This is a genomic window from Bordetella genomosp. 1 (assembly GCF_002261335.1).
Classification (GTDB): Bacteria; Pseudomonadota; Gammaproteobacteria; order Burkholderiales; family Burkholderiaceae_B; genus Bordetella.
On record NZ_NEVL01000004.1, the window covers coordinates 507,851 to 530,723 of the forward strand.

Consider the following 22,873-nt stretch of genomic DNA (forward strand, 5'->3'; position numbering starts at 1 on the left):
AAATACTCGACTTGGCGGGCGCGCACCGGTGTGCGCGGCGCGGGCGCAAAACTCTCGGATCGAGTCTCGCGTGGGCACGTGCCCGGGCGCGGCCGCGCGTCGATGCCACGGTGGGCGGTGCACGATGCGCGGCCCGCAACGCAGAAACGCGGCCGTGGCCGCGTCTCGTGGTGTCGGGGGCCAGGCGCCGGAAGGCGCGGGCCCGGAGGATTCAGCGCGCCGCGGCGAGGCGCTCCAGGATGAACGCGCCGCGCTGCGCCACGCAGGGCGAGCGGTCGCCGGCGAAACGCCGCGCCCACTCGGTCAGCACGTCGGGCGCGAGCCTGTCCATCTCGATCACCAGCGCCTGCGCGGCCACCCGGCGCACCCGAAACGCGCGATCGGCGGCGGCCGCCGCGAGGGTCTGCAGGAACGGCGGCGCGTGGTCGAGCGGCCGCTCGCCCAGGATCGGCCGCATCCGGCTCACGCAGTAGCGCAGGTCGATCCATTCCCGCTCGTGTCCCTCGAGCCAGACCGCCCTGCCCGACAGCAGCGCGCGATACGCCGCGGCACGCACCGCGGGCTGGACGGCGCGCGCGGCGATCGCGCTCAGATGCGGATCGAGCGCCGCCGTGCGCAGGCACTGCGTCAGCGCGCTCGCCAGGGGCCCGTGCGTGGCCGACAGCAGCCGCCTCACCAGCGCGGCGTTGACGCCGTCGAGCGCGATCAGCGCCGCCATCAGCGCGCGCTCCGGCGCCTGCAGACGGCCCCATGAGGTCCAGGCCGGCAATACCGCGCACAACGCGTCCACGACATGGTCGGGATCGGACGCCTGTGCCAGCGGCACCAGCGTGGCGCGCGCGGCGGCGCGCACCTGCGGCACCCAGTCGTTGAGACGGCGCAGCGCCAGGGCGAAGAAGAAACGGTTGGGGACCGGCCCGGCCAGCGCGCGCAGCGCGCCTTCGCGCTCGTGCCCGTCGCCGCTGACGAGGGCCAGCCACGGCGGAAACACGCACGCGGCGGCCTCCGGCCGCGCCCGCGCGAACGGCAGGCGCGCCAGCCACCGCGGCGCACGCGCGGACGCGGCGGCGCGGCTGTGGTGATGCCTTGCATGCCACCAGGCGTGCCGCAGGCGCCGCTCCCATTCGGGCAACAGCGGCAGGGGCAGCGGCGCGGTCAGCGCCAGCAACTCGTCAAAGGCAACGCGCGCCTGCGCCGCGCCGTTGGGCGGCGCGGGCAGGCGCACGACGGTGGCGCACAGCAATTCATCGAAGGCATCGCGCATCACGGGCATTCCGGTATCGACGAGACAACAGGACCACAACAACGGGGGTGCAGGTTCGCGGCAAAAACCCGGGGCCACGGCCCGCAAAGAAAAAACCCGCAGCGTTTGCACGCTGCGGGTTTTTAGACTTCGGTGACTTTTGGTTTTCGCCGCCAGGCACCGAAGCGGTGTCTTGGCGGAGACGGTGGGATTCGAACCCACGATGCAGTTTTTAGCCACATACTCCCTTAGCAGGGGAGCCCCTTCAGCCTCTCGGGCACGTCTCCGAAGAATCCGAGATTCTACACGAATTTTTTGTCGCTTCGCCAGCGCCGGGGCCGTGTCGCGCAAAAAAATGTGTGGTCCGATGCTTTCGGACAGGCTCGCGTTGCGACGCGAGCCGGTGTCCGGTCAGGGCATCAGGCCTTTTCGCCGGGCGCCTGGTCGAGGCCGAATGCCTTGTGCAGGGCACGCACGGCCAGTTCCATGTACTTGTCGTCGATGATGACCGAGGTCTTGATCTCGCTGGTGCTGATCATCTGGATGTTGATGCCCTCTTGCGAGAGCGTCTGGAACATCAGGCTGGCCACGCCCACGTGCGAGCGCATGCCGATACCCACGATCGAGACCTTGGCGACCTTCTCGTCGGTGACCAGTTCGCGCGCGCCCACGGCGGGGATCACGTCGCGCTTGAGCACGTCGATGGTGCGCAGGAACTCGTTGCGGTTGACCGTGAACGAGAAATCGGTCGTGCCGGCAACCGATTGGTTCTGCACGATCATGTCGACATCGATGTTGGCGCCGGCGATGGGGCCCAGGATCGAGTAGGCGATGCCGGGTTTGTCGGGCACGGCCAGCAGGGTGATCTTGGCTTCGTCGCGGCTGAAGGCGATGCCGGAGACAACGGCGGCTTCCATTTTTTCGTCTTCCTCAAAAGTAATCAGCGTGCCCGAAACCATTTCTTCTTCGAGCGGGATAAGCGGGTCGGTCAGGGACGACAGCACACGGACCGGGACGCGGTACTTGCCCGCGAACTCGACCGAGCGGATCTGCAGGACTTTCGAGCCCAGCGATGCCATCTCCAGCATTTCTTCGAACGAGACCACCGGCATGCGGCGGGCCTCGGGCACCACGCGCGGATCGGTGGTGTAGACGCCGTCGACGTCGGTGTAGATCAGGCACTCGTGCGCCTTGATCGCGGCCGCCACGGCCACGGCCGAGGTGTCGGAGCCGCCACGGCCGAGCGTCGTGATGTGACCTTCGTCGTCCACGCCCTGGAAGCCGGTCACGATGACCACGCGGCCGGCGTCGAGATCGGCGCGGATGCGGGCATCGTCGATCGAGTTGATGCGGGCCTTGGTGTACGACGAGTCGGTGCGCACGGGCACCTGCCAGCCGGCGTAGCTGCGCGCCGGCACGCCTTCGGCCTGCAGCGCGATCGCCAGCATGCCGCTGGACGCCTGCTCGCCGGTGGCGGCGATCATGTCGAGTTCGCGGCCATCGGGCTGCGGCGTGATTTCGCGGGCAAGGCCCAGCAGGCGATTGGTTTCGCCCGCCATGGCCGAAGGCACCACGACGACCTGGTGGCCGGCGGCGTGCCACTTCGCGACGCGGCGCGCCACATTCTTGATGCGCTCGACCGAGCCCATCGAGGTACCGCCATACTTATGAACGATCAGGGACATCTCGTACTCTGGCTGGAGGCCCGCTCGACGAAAATAGGCGGGCAAAGCTCACTAGTTTAACGCGACGGTAAAAATTTGCGCAGACGGAATCGAAACAGACCCGTTCTTGCGTGGATCGGCGCCGGATCACGCGCGTCTTGCGGCCGATCCCGCCCCGATTTTCCGCGCCCTCATCCGCCCTGCGGCTCGAGCCAGACCCGGCCGCGGTGGCAGCGGATCCAGTGGCCCTCGTGGGCCTGGCGCAGGTCGCGGTCGTGGCCGAGCTGGTGCAGGCCGCGCAGCTGGCGCATCAGCTCGGCCAGGCGGGCGTCGGCGGGCGCGCGCAAGCCGTGCAGGCCGAGCCAGTATCGCAGCACCTGGGCCTGGCGCGGCGGCGACAGCGCGCGCCACGCCGCCAGGTCGAAATCGCGGCCGTCGGGCGTGGCGCCGAGCGCGGCAAAATCAGACTCGGCCACCTCGGCCAGGATCTCGGCGGCCTCGGCCATGTGGCGCGCCTGGCGCGCCACGACGGCCTGCCAGCCCGGCCAGCGCGCGTCGAGCACGGGCGTGAGCCGGGTGCGCACCGCGGCGCGGGTGTAGGCCGGGTCGGTGTTGGTGGGATCCTGGACCGCATGCCAGCCGGTGCGCGCCGCGTAGGCCGCGGCGGCGGCCAGGATGCGGGCGCGGTCGAGGTCGAGCCAGGGCCGCAGGTAGACGATGCCGTCGCGCGTCGTGGCCGGCCGCATCGCGCCCATGCCCTGCGGCCCGGCGCCGCGCAGCAGCCGCAGCAACACGGTCTCGGCCTGGTCGTTGCGGTGATGCGCCAGCATGACGTACCTCACGCCGGCCTCGCGCGCCAGCCCGGCCAGGGCGGCATAGCGGGCCGCGCGCGCGGCCGCCTCGATGCCCTTGCCGCCGTCGGGCGCCACGGCCACGCGCGCGCTGTGCAGCGGCACGCCGAGCGCGCCGGCCAGCGCCTCGACCTGCGCCTGCCAGTCGTCGGCCGGCGCCTGCAGGCCGTGGTGCACATGGAACAGCACCAGGTCGCGGCCCAGGCTCGCGGCCGCCACCGCCAGCATCGCCGAGTCCGCGCCGCCGCTGACCGCCACGGCCACGCGGGCGCCCGCCGGCCACTGCGCACGCAGCGGCGCGGCCAGGGCCACGAAGGGATCGTCGGCGGAAAGGGGCGCGGACATGAGGTGGGCGGTCAGGAGCGGGAAAGGCCGCGGGCGCGCCGGACGGCAAAATGGCCGGGCATCGGCCCGGCCATCGGATACAGCACGGCGACAGCCCGAGCATAACGCGGGCGTCGCCACGGCGCGGCCTGCCTCAGGCGCGCGCTTCCTGGAAGCGGCCGTACGACATCACGCGCTCGAGGCGCTGCTGGATCAGCTGGTCGGGCGTGAGGCCCTGCAGCTGGCGCAGCGCATCGCCAAGCGCACGGCGCAGCAGGCGGGCCATGACGCGCGGATCGCGGTGGGCGCCGCCCACGGGCTCGTTGACCACGCGGTCGATCAGGTTCAGGTCTTTCAGGCGCGGCGCGACGATGGCGAGCTGTTCGGCCGCCTCGGGCGCCTTGTCGGCGCTGCGCCACAGGATCGACGCGCAACCCTCGGGCGAGATCACCGAGTAGGTGGCGTACTGCAGCATCAGCACGGCGTTGCCCACGGCGATCGCCAGCGCGCCGCCCGAGCCGCCCTCGCCGATGATCGTGACGATCACGGGCACCTTGAGCTCGGCCATGGCGTACAGGTTGTGGCCGATCGCCTCGGACTGGCCGCGCTCTTCGGCGCCCACGCCGGGATAGGCGCCCGGGGTGTCGACGAAGGTGAAGATCGGCAGGCCGAACTTCTCGGCCAGGCGCATCAGGCGCAGGGCCTTGCGATAGCCCTCGGGACGCGGCATGCCGAAGTTGCGCGCGGCGCGCTCCTTGGTGTCGCGGCCCTTCTGGTGGCCGATGACCATGCAGGGCTGGCCGTTGAAGCGGGCCAGGCCGCCCACGATGGACTGGTCATCGGCGTACATGCGGTCGCCGTGCAGTTCGTGGAAGTCGGTGAACATCTCGCGCACGTAGTCGAGCGTGTACGGCCGCTGCGGGTGGCGCGCCACGAGGGCGGTCTGCCACGGCGTGAGCTTGCCGTAGATTTCCTTGGCGAGTGCCTGGCTTTTCTGCTGCAGACGGCCGATCTCGTCGGAGATGTCCACAGCGGAGTCGGCCTGCACGTAGCGCAGCTGCTCGATCTTGTTTTCAAGCTCGGCGAGCGGTTGTTCGAATTCCAGGAAAGTATTGCGCATGAAGTGTGGTTCCGTTGATGGGCGAGGCGCTGCGGATCAGTACTGGACCGGGGTCGGTTCCAGACTGCGCCACAGATACCAGGTCGCCACGGTACGCCAGGGCTGCCACGCCAACGAGACCTCACGGGCCTCGAAGCGCGAAACCGGCTCGCCGCTGAAATAGTGTAACGAGATTGCCTTGAGCAACCCAAGATCGTCCAGCGGCAGGATGTCCGGCCGCTGCAGATTGAAAATCAAAAACATCTCCGCCGTCCAGCGTCCGATGCCGCGGATCGCGACCAGCTCGGAAATGACGGCTTCGTCGTCCATCGTGGCCCAGCGCTCGGGATGCACCTTGCGCTGGCCGAAATGTTCCGCCAGATCCTGCACGTACTCGGCCTTGCGCTGCGACAGGCCGGCGGCGCGCAGGTTGGCCACGCCGGCCTTGAGCACGGTGGCGGGCGTGGGCCGCTTTCCGACGGTGTCGATGAAGCGGTTCCAGAGCGCCTCGGCGGCCTTGGTCGAGATCTGCTGGCCCACGATCGCGCGCGCCAGCGTCACGAACGGGGTGCCGCGCGACGACAGCCAGGTGTCGGCGTGCTGGGGAATGATCTTCTTGAGAATGCGGTCGCGGCGCATCAGGTGCGCGACGGCCTCCTCCCAGTAATCGGGCTTGACGAGTTCGAGTTCGGGGCTGGACATAAAGACGGGCTCGGCGATCAGGCGCGACGCCATTGGGTGACGCCACCCGGCTTGTCGTCGAGTTCGATGCCGGCGGCGCGCAGCTCGGCGCGGATCGCGTCGGCACGGGCGAAGTCGCGTCCCTGCTTGGCCTGGGCGCGTTCGGCGATCAGCGCCTCGACGCGTTCGGCAGCGAGCGCATCCGACGCGCCGCCCTGCTCGATCGCCGTGGCGGAATAGCGCGTGGGCGACTGGAAGTAGGCCACCGGATCCTGCTGCAGCAGGCCCATCAGCGCGGCGAGCGCCTTGAGCTGGCCCGCGGCGCGGGCGTCGCCGGCGCGGTTGGCCTGGCTGGCGAGCTCGAACAGGGCCGCGACCGCGCCCGAGCTGTTGAAGTCGTCGTCCATCGCGGCCTTGAAGGCCTGCGCCTGCGGCTCGTTCCAGTCGATGCCGGCGGCATCGGCCGCCACGTTCTGCAGCGTCTGGTAGAGCCGGTCGAGCGCGTTCTGCGCGTCGACCAGGTTGTCGGGCGTGTAGTTCTGCGGGCTGCGATAGTGGTTGCGCACGATGAAGAAGCGCAGCATCTCGGCTTCGCGCGGGTTGACGCGGTAGTCGGCCTCGGCATCGCCGGGCTGGCCGGCGGCGATGGTCTGGCGGATGGTGCGGAAGTTGCCCAGCGACTTCGACATCTTGTCGGAATCGACCATCAGCGGGCCGCAGTGCATCCAGACGTTGGCGAGCTGGCCGCCGAAGGCGCCTTCGGTCTGGGCGATCTCGTTCTCGTGGTGCGGGAATTTCAGGTCGGGGCCGCCGCCGTGGATGTCGAGCGGCAGGCCGAGCAGGCTCTTGCTCATGGCCGAGCACTCGATGTGCCAGCCCGGGCGGCCCATGCCGTAGGGCGACTCCCATTTGGTCTCGGGCGGCTCGTCGGCCTTGGCCGACTTCCACAGCACGAAGTCGAGCGGGTCGCGCTTGGCCGAGCCCACCGCGACGCGTTCGCCGGCGCGCAGGTCGTCGAGCGTCTTGCCCGACAGCTTGCCGTAGCCCGGGAAGCCGCGCACCGCGTAGTTCACGTCGCCGTCGTCGGCCTGGTAGGCCAGGCCGTTTTTCTCGAGCTGGCCGATGATGTCGAGCATCTCGCCCACGTATTGCGTGGCGCGCGGCTCGCGATCGGGCGTCTGCACGTTGAGCGCGCGCTCGTCGGCGTGCATCGCATCGATGTAGAACTCGGTCACGTCGCCGATGCGCCGGTTGGTCTCGACCGCGCGGCGGATGATCTTGTCGTCGATGTCGGTGATGTTGCGCACGTAGTCGACCTGGTAGCCGCTGGCGCGCAGCCAGCGCTGGATCAGGTCGAACGAGATCAGCATGCGGGCATGGCCCAGATGGCAGTAGTCGTAGACGGTCATGCCGCACACGTACATGCGCACCTGCCCGGCATGCACCGGCTTGAAGGGTTCCTTGGTACGCGACAGTGTGTTGTAGATATGCAGCATGACGATAGGGAAGCGGGTCGTGGAAATCGGCGGGGCCGACGAAGGCAACGGGAGGCGACGGCGCGGGGCATCCCCCGCAAGCCCCTGGGCCGCATCGGGGCGGCGCGCGGGGCGCTAGTGCCGGACAGGCCGGCCTGGCGGGCGACAACAACAGCGCGCGGCGACCAGGCCTCGAGCCGGCGCGCGCCGCACGGACAGGACCGACGGCGACGCCCGCAGGCCACGCGCGGCGCGATGCGCCGTCTGCGCGGCCACGGCGAGTGGCTCAATCCAATGCGATCCCATCATCGTGATCCTGTTGTTGCTGAATTTCCGTGCCTGCGGGAAATGCGCCCGCGGGCCACGGCCCTGTTACCTGTGCTGCCGACGCGGCGTCCGCGGCGGGCCGGGCCCGCGCCAGGCGCATCGATACTCGTGGCCGCGGCGGCCGGCGTGGCGACGACGCGGCGCGCCCGCAGCGACGTCACTGCCATGCCCTGCCTGCACTGCCACCAGCCATGCGGCATGCCGTATTGCCCGCGCCCCTGCCCTCGAAAGACCCCGCGGCCACCCATGAAACCGCCCATCGGGCAGACCGTCCGGCGCATCCGAGGCTAAAATGGCGGTCGTCAAGTATAACAAGCGGCCCGCCGGCGCGTGCAGTCCGGTCGCGCGCCCACCTTTTACGGATGCCCTCGTGACTTCCACGCGTCTTTGCATCACCGTGCTCGCCAGCGTCCTGGCCCTGCTGCCGGCCTCGGCCAGCCTGGCCCAGTCGATGGGCGGGGGCACCAGTTTCGACCGCAATCCCATGAACAGCCGCACCAAGCTCGACCCGATCCCGCCCGAAGGCGGCTGGGACGGCCTGGCCCGGCTGCTCGAGGCCGCCAAGCCCGGCGTCGACACCCGCCTCGACCCCTCCCCCTCGCAGATCACCGACCACATCGAGGGCCTGCTCAACAAGGGCAAGAACGAGGCCGCGCTCGAGATGATCGAGGCGCGCCTGGCCGAGAGCAAGAGCCGCCGCGGCGGCACCGACGTGCAGCTGATGTTCCAGCACGCGCGCGCCCTGCACGCCCTGGACCGCGACAACGAGGCGATCGACATTTACACCGAGATGACCACGCGCTTTCCGGAACTGCCGGAGCCGTGGAACAATCTGGCGGCGATCCGCGCCGACCGGGGCGAGCTCGACCTCGCGCAACAGGCGTTGCAGATGTCGCTGCGCGCCGATCCCAATTACGCCGCCGCACGGGCCAACCTGGCCGACGTGCAGCTGCTGATCGCACTGCGCACCTATCGCCAGGAAGCCGCCCGCGGCGTGCCCGGCATGGCGCAGCGCGCCAAAGAAATCGAGACCGTGATCAAGGAAAAGCAGAGCCGATGAACACCCGATACTCTCCGCTTAAACTGCTGCGCCTGACGGCGTGCACGTTCCTGCTGGCAGCCACGCTGCCCGCAGGCGCGCTGGCCCAATCCGCTGGCACCCCCTCCACCACCTCTAAAGGCAATACATCCATGAGCACCACTCCCCGCGTCAAGCTGCACACCAACCAAGGCGACCTGGTGATCACGCTCGATGCCGAAAAGGCCCCCAAGACCGTCGAAAACTTCCTGGGTTACGTGAAGGACGGCTTCTACAACGGCACCGTGTTCCATCGCGTGATCGACGGCTTCATGATCCAGGGCGGCGGCTTCGAAGCCGGCCTCAAGCAGAAGCCCACCAAGAGCCCGATCGAGAACGAGGCCAACAACGGCCTGAAGAACGACAAGTACACCGTGGCGATGGCCCGCACCAGCGACCCGCACTCGGCCACCGCCCAGTTCTTCATCAACGTCGGCGACAACGACTTCCTGAACTTCACCGCGCCCACGCCGAACGGCTGGGGCTATGCCGTGTTCGGCAAGGTCACCGAAGGCACCGACGTGGTCGACAAGATCAAGGGCGTGAAGACCGGCAACAACGGCTTCCACCAGAACGTGCCCAAGGAAGACGTGATCATCGAAAAGGCCGAGATCATTGAATAAGCTCGAGTTTGCGGGCCCGGTCTGGCTCGCGTCCGACCTGCACCTGGGGCCGGCCACGCCGGCCACTTCCGAGGCCTTCCGTGCGTTTCTCGACGCCGCGGCCGAGGAAGCGGCCGCGCTGCTGCTGCCGGGCGACATCTTCGACGCCTGGATCGGCGACGACGTCATCGCCGCGGCGCCGCCCTGGCTGGCCGAGGTGCTGCAGGCCGTGGCGCGCACGGCGGCGCGCATCCCCGTCTATCTGGGCCGCGGCAACCGCGACTTCCTGATGGGCGAGATGCTCGCCAACCGGGTCGGCGCGAAGATGCTGCCCGAGCCGGCGCTGCTGCAGACCGACTTCGGCACGATCCTGCTCACGCACGGCGATGAGTTCTGTACGGACGATGCGCCCTACCAGCAGTTCCGCGCCATGGTGCGCGATCCGCGCTGGCAGGCCGAGTTTCTCGGCAAGACCATCCCCGAGCGGCTGGCGCTGGCGCAGCAGGCCCGGGGCGAGAGCCAGGCGGCCAACCAGAGCAAGTCCATGGAGATCATGGACGTCAACGCGCAGGCCATCGAGACGGCGTTCCGCGACAGCGGCGTTCGTGTGATGGTGCACGGCCACACCCACCGGCCGGCGCGCCACGTGCTCGAGGTGGACGGCAAAAAGCGCGAGCGCTGGGTGCTGCCCGACTGGGATTGCGATCACGCCACCCCGCCGCGCGGCGGCTGGCTGGTGATCGACGCCGACGGCCTGACGTTCTTCGAACTCGGCGACGAGGACTGATCCGTCACGCCACGTCGGCAATGCGAAGGCCACCCTCGGGTGGCCTTTGCTTTGCCGCGGCGACCCGCGCGCGCCTCAGCCCTCGCCCGCCGCCGGCGGCAGCATGGGCAGGAAGGCGCCCTCGCGCTCGAAATCGCAGGCCTCGCGCGCGATGTCGATCACGGTGCGCACGACCGGACTGATCACGCTCTTCTTGAAGACCGCGTAGTAATTGATGGTGGGCAGGTCCGGTTGCACGCGCAACCGGCAGAGCGCGCCACGCGCCACCAGCGGCGCGAAGTACGAGCCCGGCAGGTAGCTGATGCCCAGGCCCAGCATGGTGAGCTGCGCCATCATGGCCAGGCTGTTGCAGGTCAGCACCCGCTTGACCGACAGCCCCTGCTGCGCGAACCAGGCATCGTAGAGATGCGACAGCGCCGAGTTGGACGGCTGGCTGATGACCGGGAACGGCCCCAGTTCGTGCGGCGTCAGGTCGCGGCGGTGATCCAGCGGCAGGCTGGGGCTGGCCATCCACACATTGACCACCGAACCCAGCGGCACGCAATCGTATTCGTAGCTCCAGAACGGGCCGGGCATGATGGCCAGGTCGAGCTCGTCGCGCTCCAGGCGCTGGTAGAGCGTGATGCCGCCGTCGATCTCGGGCAGCAGCTGCACCTTGGGGTAGCGCTGGTCGAGCAGGCTGATCATGCTGGCCAGCGAGGTGAGCGCCACCAGCTCGGTGACGCCCAGGCGCACGCTGCCCTCGAAGCGCGCCGCGTCGGCCATGTCGAGCACGATGCGGCTGTTGAGCTCCAGCATTTCACGTGCGCGCTCGAACAGCTTGCGGCCATGCTGGGTGAGCAGCAGCGACTTGGCGCGGCGCTCGAACAGCGGCGCCCCCGCGAACCCCTCGAGCTCCCCGACCCGCTTGGCGACCGCCGACTGGGTGGTGTGCAGCTTGCGCGACGAGGCGCTGAAGCTGCCCAGGGTGGCGCTCCAGTAGAACGCCTCGAGTTGCTTCAGGGTATACATGGCCGAATGGGAGGACGGGCGGGCGGAAAGCCCAACCTTACCACCGCCCTCCGGGCCGGGGGCGCCGTTCATGCGGGGTGGTGCGCGATGATGTCGGCCAGGAATCGTTGCGCGCGCGGATGCTTCGGCGTGCGGAAGAATTCCTCGGGCGGCGCCATTTCGAGGATCTGGCCGGCATCCATGAAGATCACGCGGTCGCTGACGTCGCGCGCGAAGCCCATTTCGTGGGTCACGCAGACCATGGTCATGCCGTCGCGCGCCAGCGACTTCATCACCTGCAGCACCTCGCCCACCATCTCGGGGTCGAGCGCGCTGGTGGGCTCGTCGAACAGCATGATGGGCGGCTTGAGCGCCAGCGCGCGGGCGATCGCCACGCGCTGCTGCTGGCCGCCCGAGAGCGAGCCCGGATAGGCGTCGATCTTGTGCCCCATGCCGACACGCTCGAGCAGCTGGCGCGCGAGCTGCTGCGCCTCGGCGCGCGGCATCTTCAGGATCTGCACCGGCGCGTACGTCACGTTGTCCAGCACGCTCATGTGCGGAAACAGATTGAACTGCTGGAACACGAAGCCGATGCCCCGGCGCAGGTGATTGATGTTCACGTCCTTGGCATGGATGTCCTTGCCGTCGATCAGGATGCGGCCATCGGTGATGCCCTCCAGCCGGTTGATGGTGCGGATCAGCGTGGACTTGCCGGACCCCGACGGGCCGCACACCACCAGCACCTCGCCGCGGGCGACGTCCAGGTCGACGTTGGTCAGCACCTGGTGGGTGCCGTAATGCTTGTTGACGCGTTCGAGCTTGATCATGATGCGATTCCCTTTGCCGTCACGCCGGCATGGCGCGGGTGCGGCGGACCCACTGGTCCAGCCAGGCGACGCTGCGGCTCAGGCTGAAACACACGAGGAAGTAAATGATGGCCAGGATGCCGAACACCTGCAGCGGCTGGGTCAGCACCAGGTTGTTGACCTGGTTGGCGGCGAAGGTGAGCTCGTTGACGCTGATCACGTAGCCCAGCGAGGTTTCCTTGATGGTGGAGACGAACTGGCTGGTCATGCTGGGCAGCACGTTGAACAGCGCCTGCGGCAGCACCACCTTGCGCATGGTGGTCCAGTAGCCCACGCCGAGCGAACGCGAGGCCTCGATCTGGCCCTTCGGGATCGCCTCGATGCCGGAGCGGATCACCTCGGAGAGATAGGCGCTCTCGTAGATCACCAGCGCGCAGATCAGCGTCCAGAAGCCGCTGACCGCCTCGCCGGTGAGCTTGGGCACCGCGAAGTAGGCCCAGAAGATCAGCATCAGCAGCGGCATGCCGCGCACCACGTTGACCAGGGCGCGCGAGCTCAGCGCGATCCAGCGGAAGGGGCTCACGCGCGCGATGGCGATGAGCAGCGCCAGCGGCAGCGACAGCGCCAGGCCGAGCGCGGCCAGGATCAGGGTCAGGGCCAGTCCGCCCAAGGGGCCGTTGGGGTATTGCCCCACCAGCAGCATGGGCCAGTATTCACGCAGGATATCAAGCACGGCGGCCTCCCTGCCCCAGGCTGTAGCGCGCATAGATGCGCGAACCGATGAACATCAACAGGAACGAGCCGAACAGGTACATCAGCGTCGCCAGGCCGAAGGTCGCGAACGTGCGGTAGGTTTCGTTCTCGATCTCGCGCGCCTGGTAGGTGAGCTCGATCACGCCGATGGCCATGGCCACGCTGGTGTTCTTGAACAGCAGCAGCGCGCGGCCCACCAGCGGCGGGATGGAGATGCGCAGCGCCTGCGGCACGATCACGTGGCGCATGCATTGCAGGTAGGAGGAGCCGAGCGCGCGCGCCGCCTCGAACTGCGTGAACGGGATGGCGCGCAGCCCGCTGCGGATGTCTTCGGCGATGTAGGCGGCGGAGCCCAGCCCGAGCGCGATCGCGGCGAGCGAGAGCTCGGCGTTGTGCTGGTAGAGCCAGGTGCGAAAGCCTTCGGGCAGCAGCTCGGGCATGCCAAAATACCAGAACAGCACCTGCACCAGCAGCGGCACGTTGCGGTGGTATTCGACGTAGGCGTCGACCAGCCAGCGGCACGGCGCCAGGTTGGTGGTGCGGATCACCACCAGCAGCACGGCCAGCGTGAACGCGATCACCCAGGCAATGAGAAAGAGCTGCACGGTGGTCAGCATGCCGCTGGCCATCTGATGCAGGTAAACGGTGTCTAGCGAGAACAAGGGTAGTACTCCGACAAACGGCGCGGCGCCCGCCGGGCGGGCGCCGTGAAGGCCGGGGCCGGGCCCCGGCCCGACCTCAGCCCGCGATGGGCGCGATCTTGAACGAGCGCTGCAGCTTGTACTGCGTGTCGGCGCCGAACCACTTCTCGAACAGCTTGGCCGCCTCGCCCGAGGTCTCGGCCTGGTCGAGGATCTGGTTCACCGCATCGATGAAGCGCGTCTCCGACTTGCGCATGCCCAGGCCCCACGATTCGTCGAACACCGACTTCTCGAGGATGGTCACCGGCGCGGTGGGCGGGCTTTGCAGCTGCAGGCGCACCAGCACCAGTTCGGAGGCGAACTGCGCGTCGACCTTCTTCTGCTGGAGCGCCAGGTAGGCGGCCGAGCTGTCGGTGTAGCCGATCACCTGCGACTTGCTCAGGATGCGCTTGATCTCGCGCTCCGAGCTCGAGCCCTTGGTGGCGGCGACGCGGCGGCCATCGACGGCGGCGGCGTCGGCCAGGCCGGAATCCTTGCGCACCATCAGCTTCTGCGGGCTGACGTAGTAGGCGCGGCTGAAGGCGATCTGTTCGGCGCGCTCGGGCGAATAGCCCAGGTTGGCGGCCAGGATGTCGACCCGGGCTTCGTTGAGCTCGGGCACGCGGGCGGCCACCGACAGCAGCTTGTAGCTGACCTTCACGCCGAGCTTGTCGGCCACCAGCTTGCACATGTCGACGTCGTAGCCCACCACGGTGCGGGTCGCCGCGTCCTGGAAGCTGAACGGCTGCGACGTGCCGAGCGTGCCGCAGATGAGTTCGCCGCGCTTCTTGACGTCGTCGAGCTGGTCGGCGTGCACCGTGCCGGCCAGTGCGAACAGGCCCATCGCGAAGGCTGCCAGCAGATTGCGTTTCATGGAATTCCCCTTGTCTGGTTGTGGAAGGTGCGACGGCCGCGCGGGCCGCCGCGCAGGTCGCTTCAGTTCAACTTCTCGCAGGCGGCGCGGATGGCCGCGCAGCCCTGTTCGATGTCCGCCAGCGAGGCGGCGAACGACAGCCGGAACGTGCCGGGCACGCCATAGGGCGTGCCGTCGATCACGGCCACGCCGGCCTCGCGCAGCAGGTAGTGCACGAAGTCGGTGTCGGTCTCGATCCGCTTGCCGTCGGCGGTGCGCTTGCCCAGCACGCCGTTGCAGTCCGGGAACACGTAGAACGCGCCCTCGGGCACCACCACCTTCAGGCCGGGCGCGCCGGTGAGCGCGGCCACCGCCGCGTCGCGGCGCGACTTGAAGATGCCGGCGAACTCGGCCACGCAGTCCTGCGGGCCCGCCAGCGCTTCGAGCGCGGCGGCCTGGCTGATCGAGCTGGCGCCCGAGGTGCTCTGCGACTGCAGGATGGCCATCGCCTTGATGAGCTCGTCCGGACCCGCGCCGTAGCCGATGCGCCAGCCGGTCATGGCATAGGCCTTGGACACGCCGTTGACCACCAGCGTGCGGCTGGCGAGCCCGGGCGCGATCTGCAGCGGGTGCACGGTCGGCGTGTCGGTGAAGTTCAGGCGGGCGTAGATGTCGTCCGTCATGAGCCACACGTGCGGGTGGCGCGCCAGCACCTCGGTGAGGCCGCGCCAGTCGTCGGCGGTGTAGATCGCGCCGGTGGGATTGCTCGGGGCGTTGAGCATCAGCCACTTGGTGCGCGGCGTGATGGCGGCCTCGAGCGCGGCGGGCGTCAGCTTGTACTGGGTCTCGGGCGTGGTGGCCACGGCCACCGGCACGCCGCCGTTGACCAGCACCATGTCCGGGTACGACACCCAATACGGCGCCGGGATGATGACCTCGTCACCGTCGTTGAGGGTCGCGGCCAGGCCGTTGTAGAGCACCTGCTTGGCGCCCGTGCCCACGATGATGCGCGACTCGGGATAGTCGACCCCGGTCTCTTCGAGCAGGCGCGCGCGCACCGCGCGGCGCAGCGCCAGGGTGCCCTGCGCGGGCGGGTACTTGGTCTGGCCCTGGCGCATCGCGGCCGCGGCGGCGTCGCAGATGTGCGCGGGGGTCGAGAAGTCGGGCTCGCCCACGGTCAGGTCGATGATGCGGCGGCCCTCTTCGCGCAGCTGCGCGACGATGGCGCGCGTCGCCACGCTGGGCGACAGCTTGATGCGCTTGATCTTTTCGGCGATGAAACTCACTTGGCGCCTCCGGTCTTTTCGGCGATGGTGCGATCGACCCAGGGCTTGGTGTAGGTGCCGGCGCGCAGCTTTTCCTTGGTCAGCTGCTCGTCGCTTTCCTTCTTGCGGGCGGCGGCCAGCACGTCGGCGGCCAGCGCCAGCGGCACCGCCACCACGCCGTCGGCATCGCCGATGATGACGTCGCCGGCGCAGATCACCTGGCCGCCGATGCTCACCGGCACGTTGATTTCGCCGGGGCCGTCCTTGTAGGGGCCCTTGTGCGACACGCCGCGCGCGAAGCAGCCGAAGTCGCCCTGCTGGAACACGTCGAGGTCGCGCACCGCGCCGTCGATCACGAAGGCCACGATGCCGCGCGACTGGGCGTCCATCGCCATCAGCTCGCCGACCAGCGCGTTGGTGAGCTGGCCCGCGCCGTCGACCACGATCACGTCGCCGGGGCCGGCGAGCGCGATCGCCTTGTGGATCATCAGGTTGTCGCCCGGACGGGTCTTGACCGTGACCGCGCGCCCGACGATGCGGGCGGCGTTGCGGTGCAGGGCGTCGAGGCCCTGGGCGCCGTAGAGGCGGCCCATGCAGTCACTGATCTGGGCCGTGCCGATGTCGGCAAAGCCGGCCACGATGTCGTCGGCGACGCGCGACTCGGGCTGGGGAAGAATTCGAAAACCGAAGGAGCTCATGGAAGGGAACACATGCCGGGTGGGAACAGGCATGCATTACAAGCCCGCAGGCTGCCTTCCTCAAAACGATATAAATTCGGGGCGATCCACGAATTTTTTTCGTGGATCGCCCCGCTCAGGGTATTCCCTTATTCTTAGGCCTTGGTCAGCAGCCACACCGCGACGACGATGCCGAGCGCGATCCGGTACCACGCGAAGCCGCGATAGGTGTGGTTGGCGACGAAGCGCAGCACCGCCCGCACCACCAGCAGCGCGCTCAGGAAGGCCGCGACGAATCCCATGGCGATGCCGGAGAGGTCGTGGCTGGTGAGCACGTCGAAGTTGCGATACAGGTCGTACACGGCCGCGCCCAGCATGGTGGGCATGGCCAGGAAGAACGAGAACTCGGTCGCAGTCTTGCGCTGGATGCCGGCGATCATGCCGCCGATGATGGTGGCGCCCGAGCGCGAGGTGCCGGGGATCATGGCCAGACATTGCGCCACGCCCACGCCCAGCGCCTGCTTCCAGCTGATCTGCTCGAGCGTGTGCGCGGTGGCGCGTTCATCCGAGGCGGTGTCGTCGGAGGCGCCCGGCCGGTCGCCCGGGGTGTGGTGGGTGCGGCGCTCCACGTACAGCATGATGAGGCCGCCCAGCACCAGCGTGACCGCCACCACGCCGGGGTGATAGAACACCGACTTGATGGTCTTGATGAAGATCGCGCCGATCACCGCCGCCGGCAGGAAGGCCAGCAGCAGGTTGCGGGTGAACAGCACCTCCTGGCGCACCCCGGTCAGGGTGCCGTGGATCAACTGCCACAGCCGCGCGCGGAAGATCCACATCACGGCCAGGATCGCGCCGAGCTGGATCACGACCTCGAACACCTTGCCGGTGCCCGATTCGAAATTGATCAGGTCGCCGATCAGGATCAGGTGGCCCGTGGAGGACACCGGAATGAATTCGGTCAGCCCCTCGATGATGCCGAGGAAAAATGCCTTGATGAGATACAGGGTGCTTTCGGTCATGGATCAGTGGGTTGGGATCAATCTTGATCGGTGGTGTCGGAGTCTTCGACCGGGCCGAGATAGTGGCGTTCCACCTTCACCGAGGCGATGCGGCGGCCGTCCATCTGCAGCACCTCGAAGCGGAAGCGGTAGTAGTGGGTCTCGAATTCGCAGACGTCGCCGGGCTTGGGCAGGTGGCCGAAGCGGCCGAGCAGGTAGCCGGCCAGCGTGGAGTAATCCTGCGACTCGTCGATCAGGCCTTCGGTGTCGAGCACCTGCTCGACGTGGCGCAGGTCGGCGGCGCCATCGATCTGCCAGACGTCGTCGCCCACGGCGAGAATGTCGGGCAGCTCGTCTTCATCGGGGAACTCGCCGGCGATCGCCTCGAACACGTCGATCGGCGTGACCAGCCCTTCGATCGCGCCGAACTCATCGGCCACCAGCACCAGCTGGCCGCGCGAGCGCTTGAGGGTGTCCATCAGGCGCAGGATGCCGATCGACTCGTGCACGATGATCGGATCGCGCAGGCGATTGCGGCGGATGCGGCCCTCGGTGATGAGGTCGGCGACCAGGTCCTTGGCGCGGCCGATGCCCAGCACCTCGTCGAGCGAGCCGCGGCACACCGGGAAGAAGCTGTGGGGCGCGCTCATCAGCTGCTGCTTTATCTGCTCGGGATCGTCGTCGATGTTGACCCACGACAGGTCGGTGCGCGGCGTCATGATGGAGCGGATCGAGCGCTCGGCCAGTGTCAGCACGCCGCTCACCATGTTGCGCTCCTCCACGCCGAAGGCCGGCATGGCGGGCGCGTTGGCGCTGGGTTCGGAGGGTTCTTCGCTCTGCGGGCGCTTGCCCAGCATGCGCAGCACGGCCACGGCGGTGCGGTCGCGCATGGGGCGGCGCGCATCGAACTTGAGCACGTTGCGGCGCGCGATCTGGTTGAGCGCCTCGATCATCACCGAGAAGCCGATGGCCGCGTACAGGTAGCCCTTGGGCACCTTGAAGCCGAACGCCTCGGCCACCAGCGAGAAGCCGATCATCAGCAGGAAGCACAGGCACAGCACCACCACGGTGGGGTGGGCGTTGACGAAGCGCGTGAGCGGCTTGGAGGCGGCCAGCATGATGCCGATGGCGATCACGACGGCCACCATCATGATGGCGAGGTGGTCGACCATGCCGACGGCGGTGATCACCGAGTCGAGCGAGAACACGGCGTCGAGCACCACGATCTGCGTGACCGTGACCCAGAAGCTGGGATAGGAGCGCGACCCGCCCTGCTCTTCGCCATGGCCGCCGTCGATGCGCTCGTGCAGCTCCATCGTGCCCTTGAAGAGCAGGAAGAAGCCGCCGATGCCGAGGATCAGGTCGCGGCCGGAGAAGGCGAACGGGCCCACCGAGAAGAGCGGCTCGGTCAGGGTGACCAGCCAGGACATGACGGAGAGCAGACCCAGTCTCATCACGAGGGCCAGCGACAGGCCCACGATGCGCGCGCGGTCACGCTGCGAGGGAGGCAGCTTGTCCGCCAGGATGGCGATGAAGATGAGGTTGTCGATCCCGAGGACGATTTCAAGGACGACAAGGGTAAGCAGGCCGACCCACGCAGCGGGGTCCAGCAGCCACTCCATCAGGTGCTCCAACAGTTACAAGACCGGTAATCGTACATGGAATCCCGGTGACACGCCGGTGACAAACCTTTGCCGAACGAGGCGCGGCGCGCCTCGGGCACAGGCAGGTCCCGGCAGGAAAATGGCCCCGGACGATAGCCGCGCGCGCCTGACGCCGGCATGAAAGCGGGCCGGATCGAACGGCGGGGTCCGGAGCACGCGGCGCAAGATCCGCGCCCGCGGCCGCAACGAAAAACCGGCCTTGCGGCCGGCTTCGGATCGCGCTTGCGGGCGGTGCCGCTCAGGCGGCGTCGCGCGGCTGCAGCGAGGTCAGCATCTGGGTGAAGACCTTGGGCGTGCCGGCCAGGACGTTGCCCGAATCGAGCCAGCCCTGTTCGCCGTCGAAGTCGGCCACCAGGCCGCCGGCCTCGAGCACCAACAGGCTGCCGGCGGCGAGGTCCCAGGGCTTGAGCTTGACGCCGCAGAAGCCGTCGAGGCGGCCGCTGGCGACGTAGGCCAGGTCGAGCACCGTCGAGCCCATGCGGCGCACGCCGGCGCAGCCGTCGGCCATGTCGCGGAAGCGATCCGACTTGGCGTCGGCGCCATTGGGCCAGTGGGCGCCCAGCAGCGCGTCGTGGTAGCGGATGCGGCCCGAGACGCGCACGCGGCGGTCGTTCAGGAAGGTGCCGCTGCCCCGGCTGGCGGTGAAGAGCTCGTTGCGGGCCGGATCGTAGACCACCGCCTGGGTGACCTGGCCGCGCTGGGTCAGGGCGATCGACACGGCGTAGTTGGGCAGGCCGTGGATGTAGTTGGTGGTGCCGTCGAGCGGATCGATGATCCACTGGAACTCGGCCTGGTCGGGGCCCTGCAGGCCGTATTCCTCGCCCAGCACGGCGTGGTCGGGATACGCGGTGCGCAGCACTTCGACAATGGCCTCTTCCGAGGCGCGATCCACTTCCGTGACATAATCGCGCGGCCCCTTGCGGGCCACGCTGAGCTTGTCGAGGTCCATGCTGGCACGATTGATGATGGTGCCGGCACGGCGAGCCGCCTTGATGGCGATGTTGAGCATCGGATGCATAGAATTCCGTACGAATGCGGTGTGGTGGCGGTGTACTGACGGTGTCCGGGGCCCCGTCGCGGGGCCGATCCCGAGGTCGGGCCGATCGCGCGGATCACGCTCGCCGCCCCAGCCGGTACGATACCAGCGTTGCGTCTTGCGGCGGCGCCGGCCGGTCTCCAGACCCGGGCTGCACAAGACATGGCGGCTCGGCAAAATCAACCCGAAACCAGGAAAGCACGTAAGCCAAACGGGCTATTTTAAATGACTCAAGGATTTTCACGCGTAAGGTTCATCATGGTCCAGCCCAGCCACCCCGGAAACGTGGGTTCGGCGGCACGGGCAATCAAGACCATGGGCTTTGCCGACCTGGTGCTGGTCGAGCCCAAATTGCCCGACATGACGGCCCATCCGGACGCGATCGCGCTGGCCAGCGGCGCCAGCGACGTGCTCGAGCAGGCGCGCATTTACGCCACCCTCGAAGAGGCGCTGGCGCCGGTCACCCTGGCCTTCGCCCTCACCGCGCGGGTGCGCGACCTGGGCCCGCCGCCCTGCGACATCCGCGAGGCCGCCACGCTGGCGCGCGCCCATCTCGACGAAACCGCCGACGGCGTGGTCGCCATCGTGCTGGGCACCGAGCGCGCGGGGCTGACCAACGCGCAGATCGGGCTCTGTCACCGTATTTGCCACATCCCGGCCAATCCGGAGTACAGCTCTTTGAACGTGGCGCAGGCGCTACAGCTGGCCGCCTGGGAGGTGCGTTACGCCCTGCTCGCCGCCAGCGGCGCGCCGATGCTGCCCGCCTCCACCGCCCAGCAGCCCGACCCGGGCGCCGAGCCGGCCAGCGGCGCGGCCGTGCACGCCCTGCTCGCCCACTGGGAAGAGGCGCTGGTCGCGGTCGAGTTCCTCGATCCGGCCCATCCCAAGAAGCTGGTGCCGCGCATGCGCCACCTGTTCGGCAAGAGCGCCCTCACCAAAGACGAGGTCGACATGCTGCGCGGGGTCTGCACCGCGATGATCGGCACCGCCAGGCGCGCCACGCCGCGCGGCAAGTGAAAAAGAAAAGCCCCGCCGCAGCGGGGCTTTTCACTGGGGCGACGCGGGGTCAGTCGACCTTGGCGCCGGAGGCCTTGACCACCGGGGCCCAGCCGTCGACCTCGGCCTTGATGAAGGCGCCGAACTCGGCCGGCGTGGTCTTCTGGCCGACTGCACCCAGGCTCTCGTAGGCCTTGATGACCTCGGGATTGTCGAGCGCCTTGACCATGGCGGCGTTCAGCTTCTCGACCACCTCGGGCGGCGTGCCCTTCGGGGCGATCATGCCGAACCACGACGACACGTCGAAGTTGGCGAAGCCCGATTCCTGCATGGTGGGCAGGTCGGGGGCGCTCTTGGAGCGCTCCTTGGTGGTGACGGCGAGCGCGCGCAGCTTGCCGTTCTGCACGTGCGGCCACGACGAGGGCATGTTGTCGAACATGAACTGCACCTGGCCGCCGATCAGGTCGGTGATGGCCGGGGCGCTGCCCTTGTAGGGCACGTGCAGCACGTCGATGCCGGCGGTCTGCTTGAACAGCTCGCCCGCCATGTGGATGGAGGTGCCGCTGCCCGACGAGGCGAACGCCAGCTTGCCCGGATTCTTCTTGGCGTAGTCGACCAATTCCTTGACCGACTTGACCGGCACCTGCGGGTTCACGACCAGCACGTTCGGCACCTTGGCGCCGAGCGCCACCGGGGTGAAGTCCTTCACCAGGTCGAAGTTGACGTTTTTGTAGAGCGTCTGGTTGATGGCGCTGGTGACGGCCACGAACAGCACGGTGTAGCCATCGGGCGTGGCGCGCGCCACGTAGTCGGTGGCGATGTTGCTGCCGCCGCCCGGCTTGTTTTCGACCACGAACGACTGGCCCAGCTGCTGCGTGAGCTCCTTGGCCATGATGCGCGCGATCACGTCGGTGGTGCCGCCCGCCGAGAAGCCGACCACGATGCGCACGGGCTTGTCCGGATAACCGGCGGCCTGGGCAGGGGCGCTGAGGGCAAAGGCGCTGATGACGCCGGCGGCAACGCCGGAAAGCATGCGCGACAGACGAGGCTTGTGAGCCTGGGTCATGGTGTCTCTCTCCATAATCTGTCCAGTGTATGGACGTATAAAAATTATTCGCAGCCAATGATGCGCTATACACGGAGACGCCATCAAGGTAAAGTCCACTGGACGGACAATGGTTTTCCCGGTATTTCCTTGTGAAATGCCGTAAGTAGAAGAGATATCCATGCAAGAGAGCGAGACAGCGGCCGCCGGGCCGCGCACCCTGCGCCGCGGGCTGACCGTGCTGGCGGCGCTGCGGGACCATGGCAATGCCGGTTTGAGCGTGACCGACATCGCCCGCCAGACCGGTATTCAACGCCCCACCATCTATCGGCTGCTGGCCGCCCTGCTCGACGCGGGCCTGGTCAGCGCCATCCAGGGCACGAAGAAGTATCGCGCCCAGCTTGCCCCCGATTTCGATGCCGGCTCGCCCGATCCGCGCGTGCGCCAGATGCTGCCCGTGTTGCGGCGCCTGGCCGAACGCACGGGCGACGCGGTGTTCCTGGTGGTGCGCGAAGGCGACGAATCCATCAGCCTGCACCGCGAGATCGGCAGCTATCCCGTGCAGATCCTGGCCACCTACGCCGGCAAGCGTCAGCCGCTCGGCGTGGGCTCGGGCGGCATGGCGCTGCTGGCCGCCCTGCCCGATCCGGTGGCCCATGGCATCGTGGCGCGCAACTCCGGCCTGCTCGACGAGTACGGCGGCATGACGCCCAACGAGATGTACCGCCTGATCGAGAACACCCGCTCGCGCGGCTATTCGGTGGTCGGCAACCATGCGGTGCGCGGCGCGCTCGGCGTGGGCTGCGCGCTGCTCGATGCGCAGGGCGCACCCCTGCTCGCGGTGAGCGTGACGGCCATCATCGATCGCATGCCGGCGCAGCGCCAGCGCGAGATCGCCGGCTGGATCAAGGCCGAGCTGGCGCGCCTGAGCGTCAAGACCTGAGGCTCGCCCGGGCCTGCGCACAGGCAGCCGGCG

Annotated in this window: 22 protein-coding genes and 1 tRNA gene; 5 read left to right on the plus strand and 18 right to left on the minus strand. The window is 68.4% G+C overall.

The features are described from left to right. Window positions 1–211: 211 nt before the first annotated feature. The 7 genes from CEG14_RS19190 to cysS all read right to left on the minus strand — a co-directional run bounded on the left by CEG14_RS19190 (window position 212) and on the right by cysS (window position 7,358). A complete protein-coding gene (locus tag CEG14_RS19190; protein WP_143277246.1) occupies window positions 212–1,267 on the minus strand; it encodes a hypothetical protein in 1,056 nt (351 codons plus the stop codon). Between the two features lie 170 nt (window positions 1,268–1,437). Next, a tRNA-Ser gene (locus CEG14_RS19195) sits at window positions 1,438–1,530 on the minus strand. Between the two features lie 132 nt (window positions 1,531–1,662). Further along, window positions 1,663–2,928 carry an aspartate kinase gene (locus CEG14_RS19200; protein WP_094827986.1) on the minus strand — a complete coding sequence of 422 codons (1,266 nt, stop codon included), beginning with the start codon at window positions 2,926–2,928 and terminating at the stop codon, window positions 1,663–1,665. A gap of 170 nt (window positions 2,929–3,098) precedes the next feature. Beyond that, a complete protein-coding gene (gene tilS, locus CEG14_RS19205; protein ID WP_094827987.1) occupies window positions 3,099–4,103 on the minus strand; it encodes a tRNA lysidine(34) synthetase TilS in 1,005 nt (334 codons plus the stop codon). 133 nt (window positions 4,104–4,236) lie between these two features. After that, a complete protein-coding gene (locus tag CEG14_RS19210) occupies window positions 4,237–5,202 on the minus strand; it encodes an acetyl-CoA carboxylase carboxyltransferase subunit alpha (RefSeq protein ID WP_094827988.1) in 966 nt (321 codons plus the stop codon). A 36-nt stretch (window positions 5,203–5,238) separates the two neighbouring features. Beyond that, entirely contained in the window at window positions 5,239–5,883 is a 645-nt protein-coding gene (locus CEG14_RS19215; protein WP_094828288.1) for a DNA-3-methyladenine glycosylase family protein, read from the minus strand. Window positions 5,884–5,900: 17 nt separating this feature from the next. Beyond that, entirely contained in the window at window positions 5,901–7,358 is a 1,458-nt protein-coding gene (gene cysS / locus CEG14_RS19220) for a cysteine--tRNA ligase (RefSeq protein ID WP_094827989.1), read from the minus strand. 757 nt (window positions 7,359–8,115) lie between these two features. Here cysS and CEG14_RS19225 point away from each other — a divergent pair. The 3 genes from CEG14_RS19225 to CEG14_RS19235 are packed head-to-tail and all read left to right on the plus strand — an operon-like array spanning window position 8,116 to window position 10,131. Continuing rightward, on the plus strand, window positions 8,116–8,724 hold the full coding sequence (locus CEG14_RS19225) for a hypothetical protein (protein WP_255032454.1): 609 nt from the start codon (window positions 8,116–8,118) through the stop codon (window positions 8,722–8,724). Next, a complete protein-coding gene (locus CEG14_RS19230) occupies window positions 8,721–9,365 on the plus strand; it encodes a peptidylprolyl isomerase (protein WP_176461531.1) in 645 nt (214 codons plus the stop codon). The genes CEG14_RS19225 and CEG14_RS19230 overlap by 4 nt, the downstream gene beginning before the upstream one ends. Beyond that, the gene (locus CEG14_RS19235; protein WP_094827992.1) at window positions 9,358–10,131 is read left to right on the plus strand and encodes a UDP-2,3-diacylglucosamine diphosphatase; all 774 of its coding nucleotides are present in this window, start codon (window positions 9,358–9,360) and stop codon (window positions 10,129–10,131) included. Before CEG14_RS19230 ends, CEG14_RS19235 begins: the two co-directional genes overlap by 8 nt. Before the next feature lie 75 nt (window positions 10,132–10,206). Here the strand turns inward: CEG14_RS19235 and CEG14_RS19240 are convergent, their stop codons facing one another. From CEG14_RS19240 to CEG14_RS19285, 10 genes are all read right to left on the minus strand, one after another. Next, the gene (locus CEG14_RS19240) at window positions 10,207–11,142 is read right to left on the minus strand and encodes a LysR family transcriptional regulator (RefSeq protein WP_094827993.1); all 936 of its coding nucleotides are present in this window, start codon (window positions 11,140–11,142) and stop codon (window positions 10,207–10,209) included. Between the two features lie 68 nt (window positions 11,143–11,210). Further along, the gene (locus tag CEG14_RS19245; protein ID WP_094827994.1) at window positions 11,211–11,948 is read right to left on the minus strand and encodes an amino acid ABC transporter ATP-binding protein; all 738 of its coding nucleotides are present in this window, start codon (window positions 11,946–11,948) and stop codon (window positions 11,211–11,213) included. A gap of 19 nt (window positions 11,949–11,967) precedes the next feature. Continuing rightward, window positions 11,968–12,660 carry an amino acid ABC transporter permease gene (locus CEG14_RS19250; protein WP_094827995.1) on the minus strand — a complete coding sequence of 231 codons (693 nt, stop codon included), beginning with the start codon at window positions 12,658–12,660 and terminating at the stop codon, window positions 11,968–11,970. Continuing rightward, complete coding sequence (locus tag CEG14_RS19255) at window positions 12,653–13,342, minus strand: amino acid ABC transporter permease (RefSeq protein WP_094827996.1); 690 nt, start codon at window positions 13,340–13,342, stop codon at window positions 12,653–12,655. The genes CEG14_RS19250 and CEG14_RS19255 overlap by 8 nt, the downstream gene beginning before the upstream one ends. Window positions 13,343–13,418: 76 nt before the next feature. Continuing rightward, on the minus strand, window positions 13,419–14,234 hold the full coding sequence (locus CEG14_RS19260; protein WP_094827997.1) for an ABC transporter substrate-binding protein: 816 nt from the start codon (window positions 14,232–14,234) through the stop codon (window positions 13,419–13,421). 62 nt (window positions 14,235–14,296) lie between these two features. Next, complete coding sequence (locus CEG14_RS19265) at window positions 14,297–15,499, minus strand: aminotransferase class I/II-fold pyridoxal phosphate-dependent enzyme (RefSeq protein WP_094827998.1); 1,203 nt, start codon at window positions 15,497–15,499, stop codon at window positions 14,297–14,299. Further along, the gene (locus CEG14_RS19270; RefSeq protein WP_094827999.1) at window positions 15,496–16,176 is read right to left on the minus strand and encodes an RraA family protein; all 681 of its coding nucleotides are present in this window, start codon (window positions 16,174–16,176) and stop codon (window positions 15,496–15,498) included. The genes CEG14_RS19265 and CEG14_RS19270 overlap by 4 nt, the downstream gene beginning before the upstream one ends. Window positions 16,177–16,310: 134 nt before the next feature. Then, complete coding sequence (locus tag CEG14_RS19275) at window positions 16,311–17,177, minus strand: undecaprenyl-diphosphate phosphatase (RefSeq protein ID WP_094828000.1); 867 nt, start codon at window positions 17,175–17,177, stop codon at window positions 16,311–16,313. Window positions 17,178–17,194: 17 nt separating this feature from the next. Then, on the minus strand, window positions 17,195–18,778 hold the full coding sequence (locus tag CEG14_RS19280; RefSeq protein WP_094828001.1) for a TerC family protein: 1,584 nt from the start codon (window positions 18,776–18,778) through the stop codon (window positions 17,195–17,197). A gap of 280 nt (window positions 18,779–19,058) precedes the next feature. After that, the gene (locus CEG14_RS19285; protein WP_094828002.1) at window positions 19,059–19,838 is read right to left on the minus strand and encodes an inositol monophosphatase family protein; all 780 of its coding nucleotides are present in this window, start codon (window positions 19,836–19,838) and stop codon (window positions 19,059–19,061) included. A gap of 243 nt (window positions 19,839–20,081) precedes the next feature. Between CEG14_RS19285 and CEG14_RS19290 the strand changes: the two genes are divergently transcribed. Further along, window positions 20,082–20,873 carry an RNA methyltransferase gene (locus CEG14_RS19290; protein ID WP_094828003.1) on the plus strand — a complete coding sequence of 264 codons (792 nt, stop codon included), beginning with the start codon at window positions 20,082–20,084 and terminating at the stop codon, window positions 20,871–20,873. Between the two features lie 49 nt (window positions 20,874–20,922). On the opposite strand, the gene CEG14_RS19295 is transcribed toward CEG14_RS19290, so the two are convergent. After that, window positions 20,923–21,918 carry a Bug family tripartite tricarboxylate transporter substrate binding protein gene (locus tag CEG14_RS19295; RefSeq protein ID WP_094828004.1) on the minus strand — a complete coding sequence of 332 codons (996 nt, stop codon included), beginning with the start codon at window positions 21,916–21,918 and terminating at the stop codon, window positions 20,923–20,925. Window positions 21,919–22,078: 160 nt separating this feature from the next. On the opposite strand from CEG14_RS19295, the gene CEG14_RS19300 reads away from it, so the two are divergent. Beyond that, on the plus strand, window positions 22,079–22,840 hold the full coding sequence (locus CEG14_RS19300; protein WP_094828005.1) for an IclR family transcriptional regulator: 762 nt from the start codon (window positions 22,079–22,081) through the stop codon (window positions 22,838–22,840). Window positions 22,841–22,873: the final 33 nt, after the last annotated feature.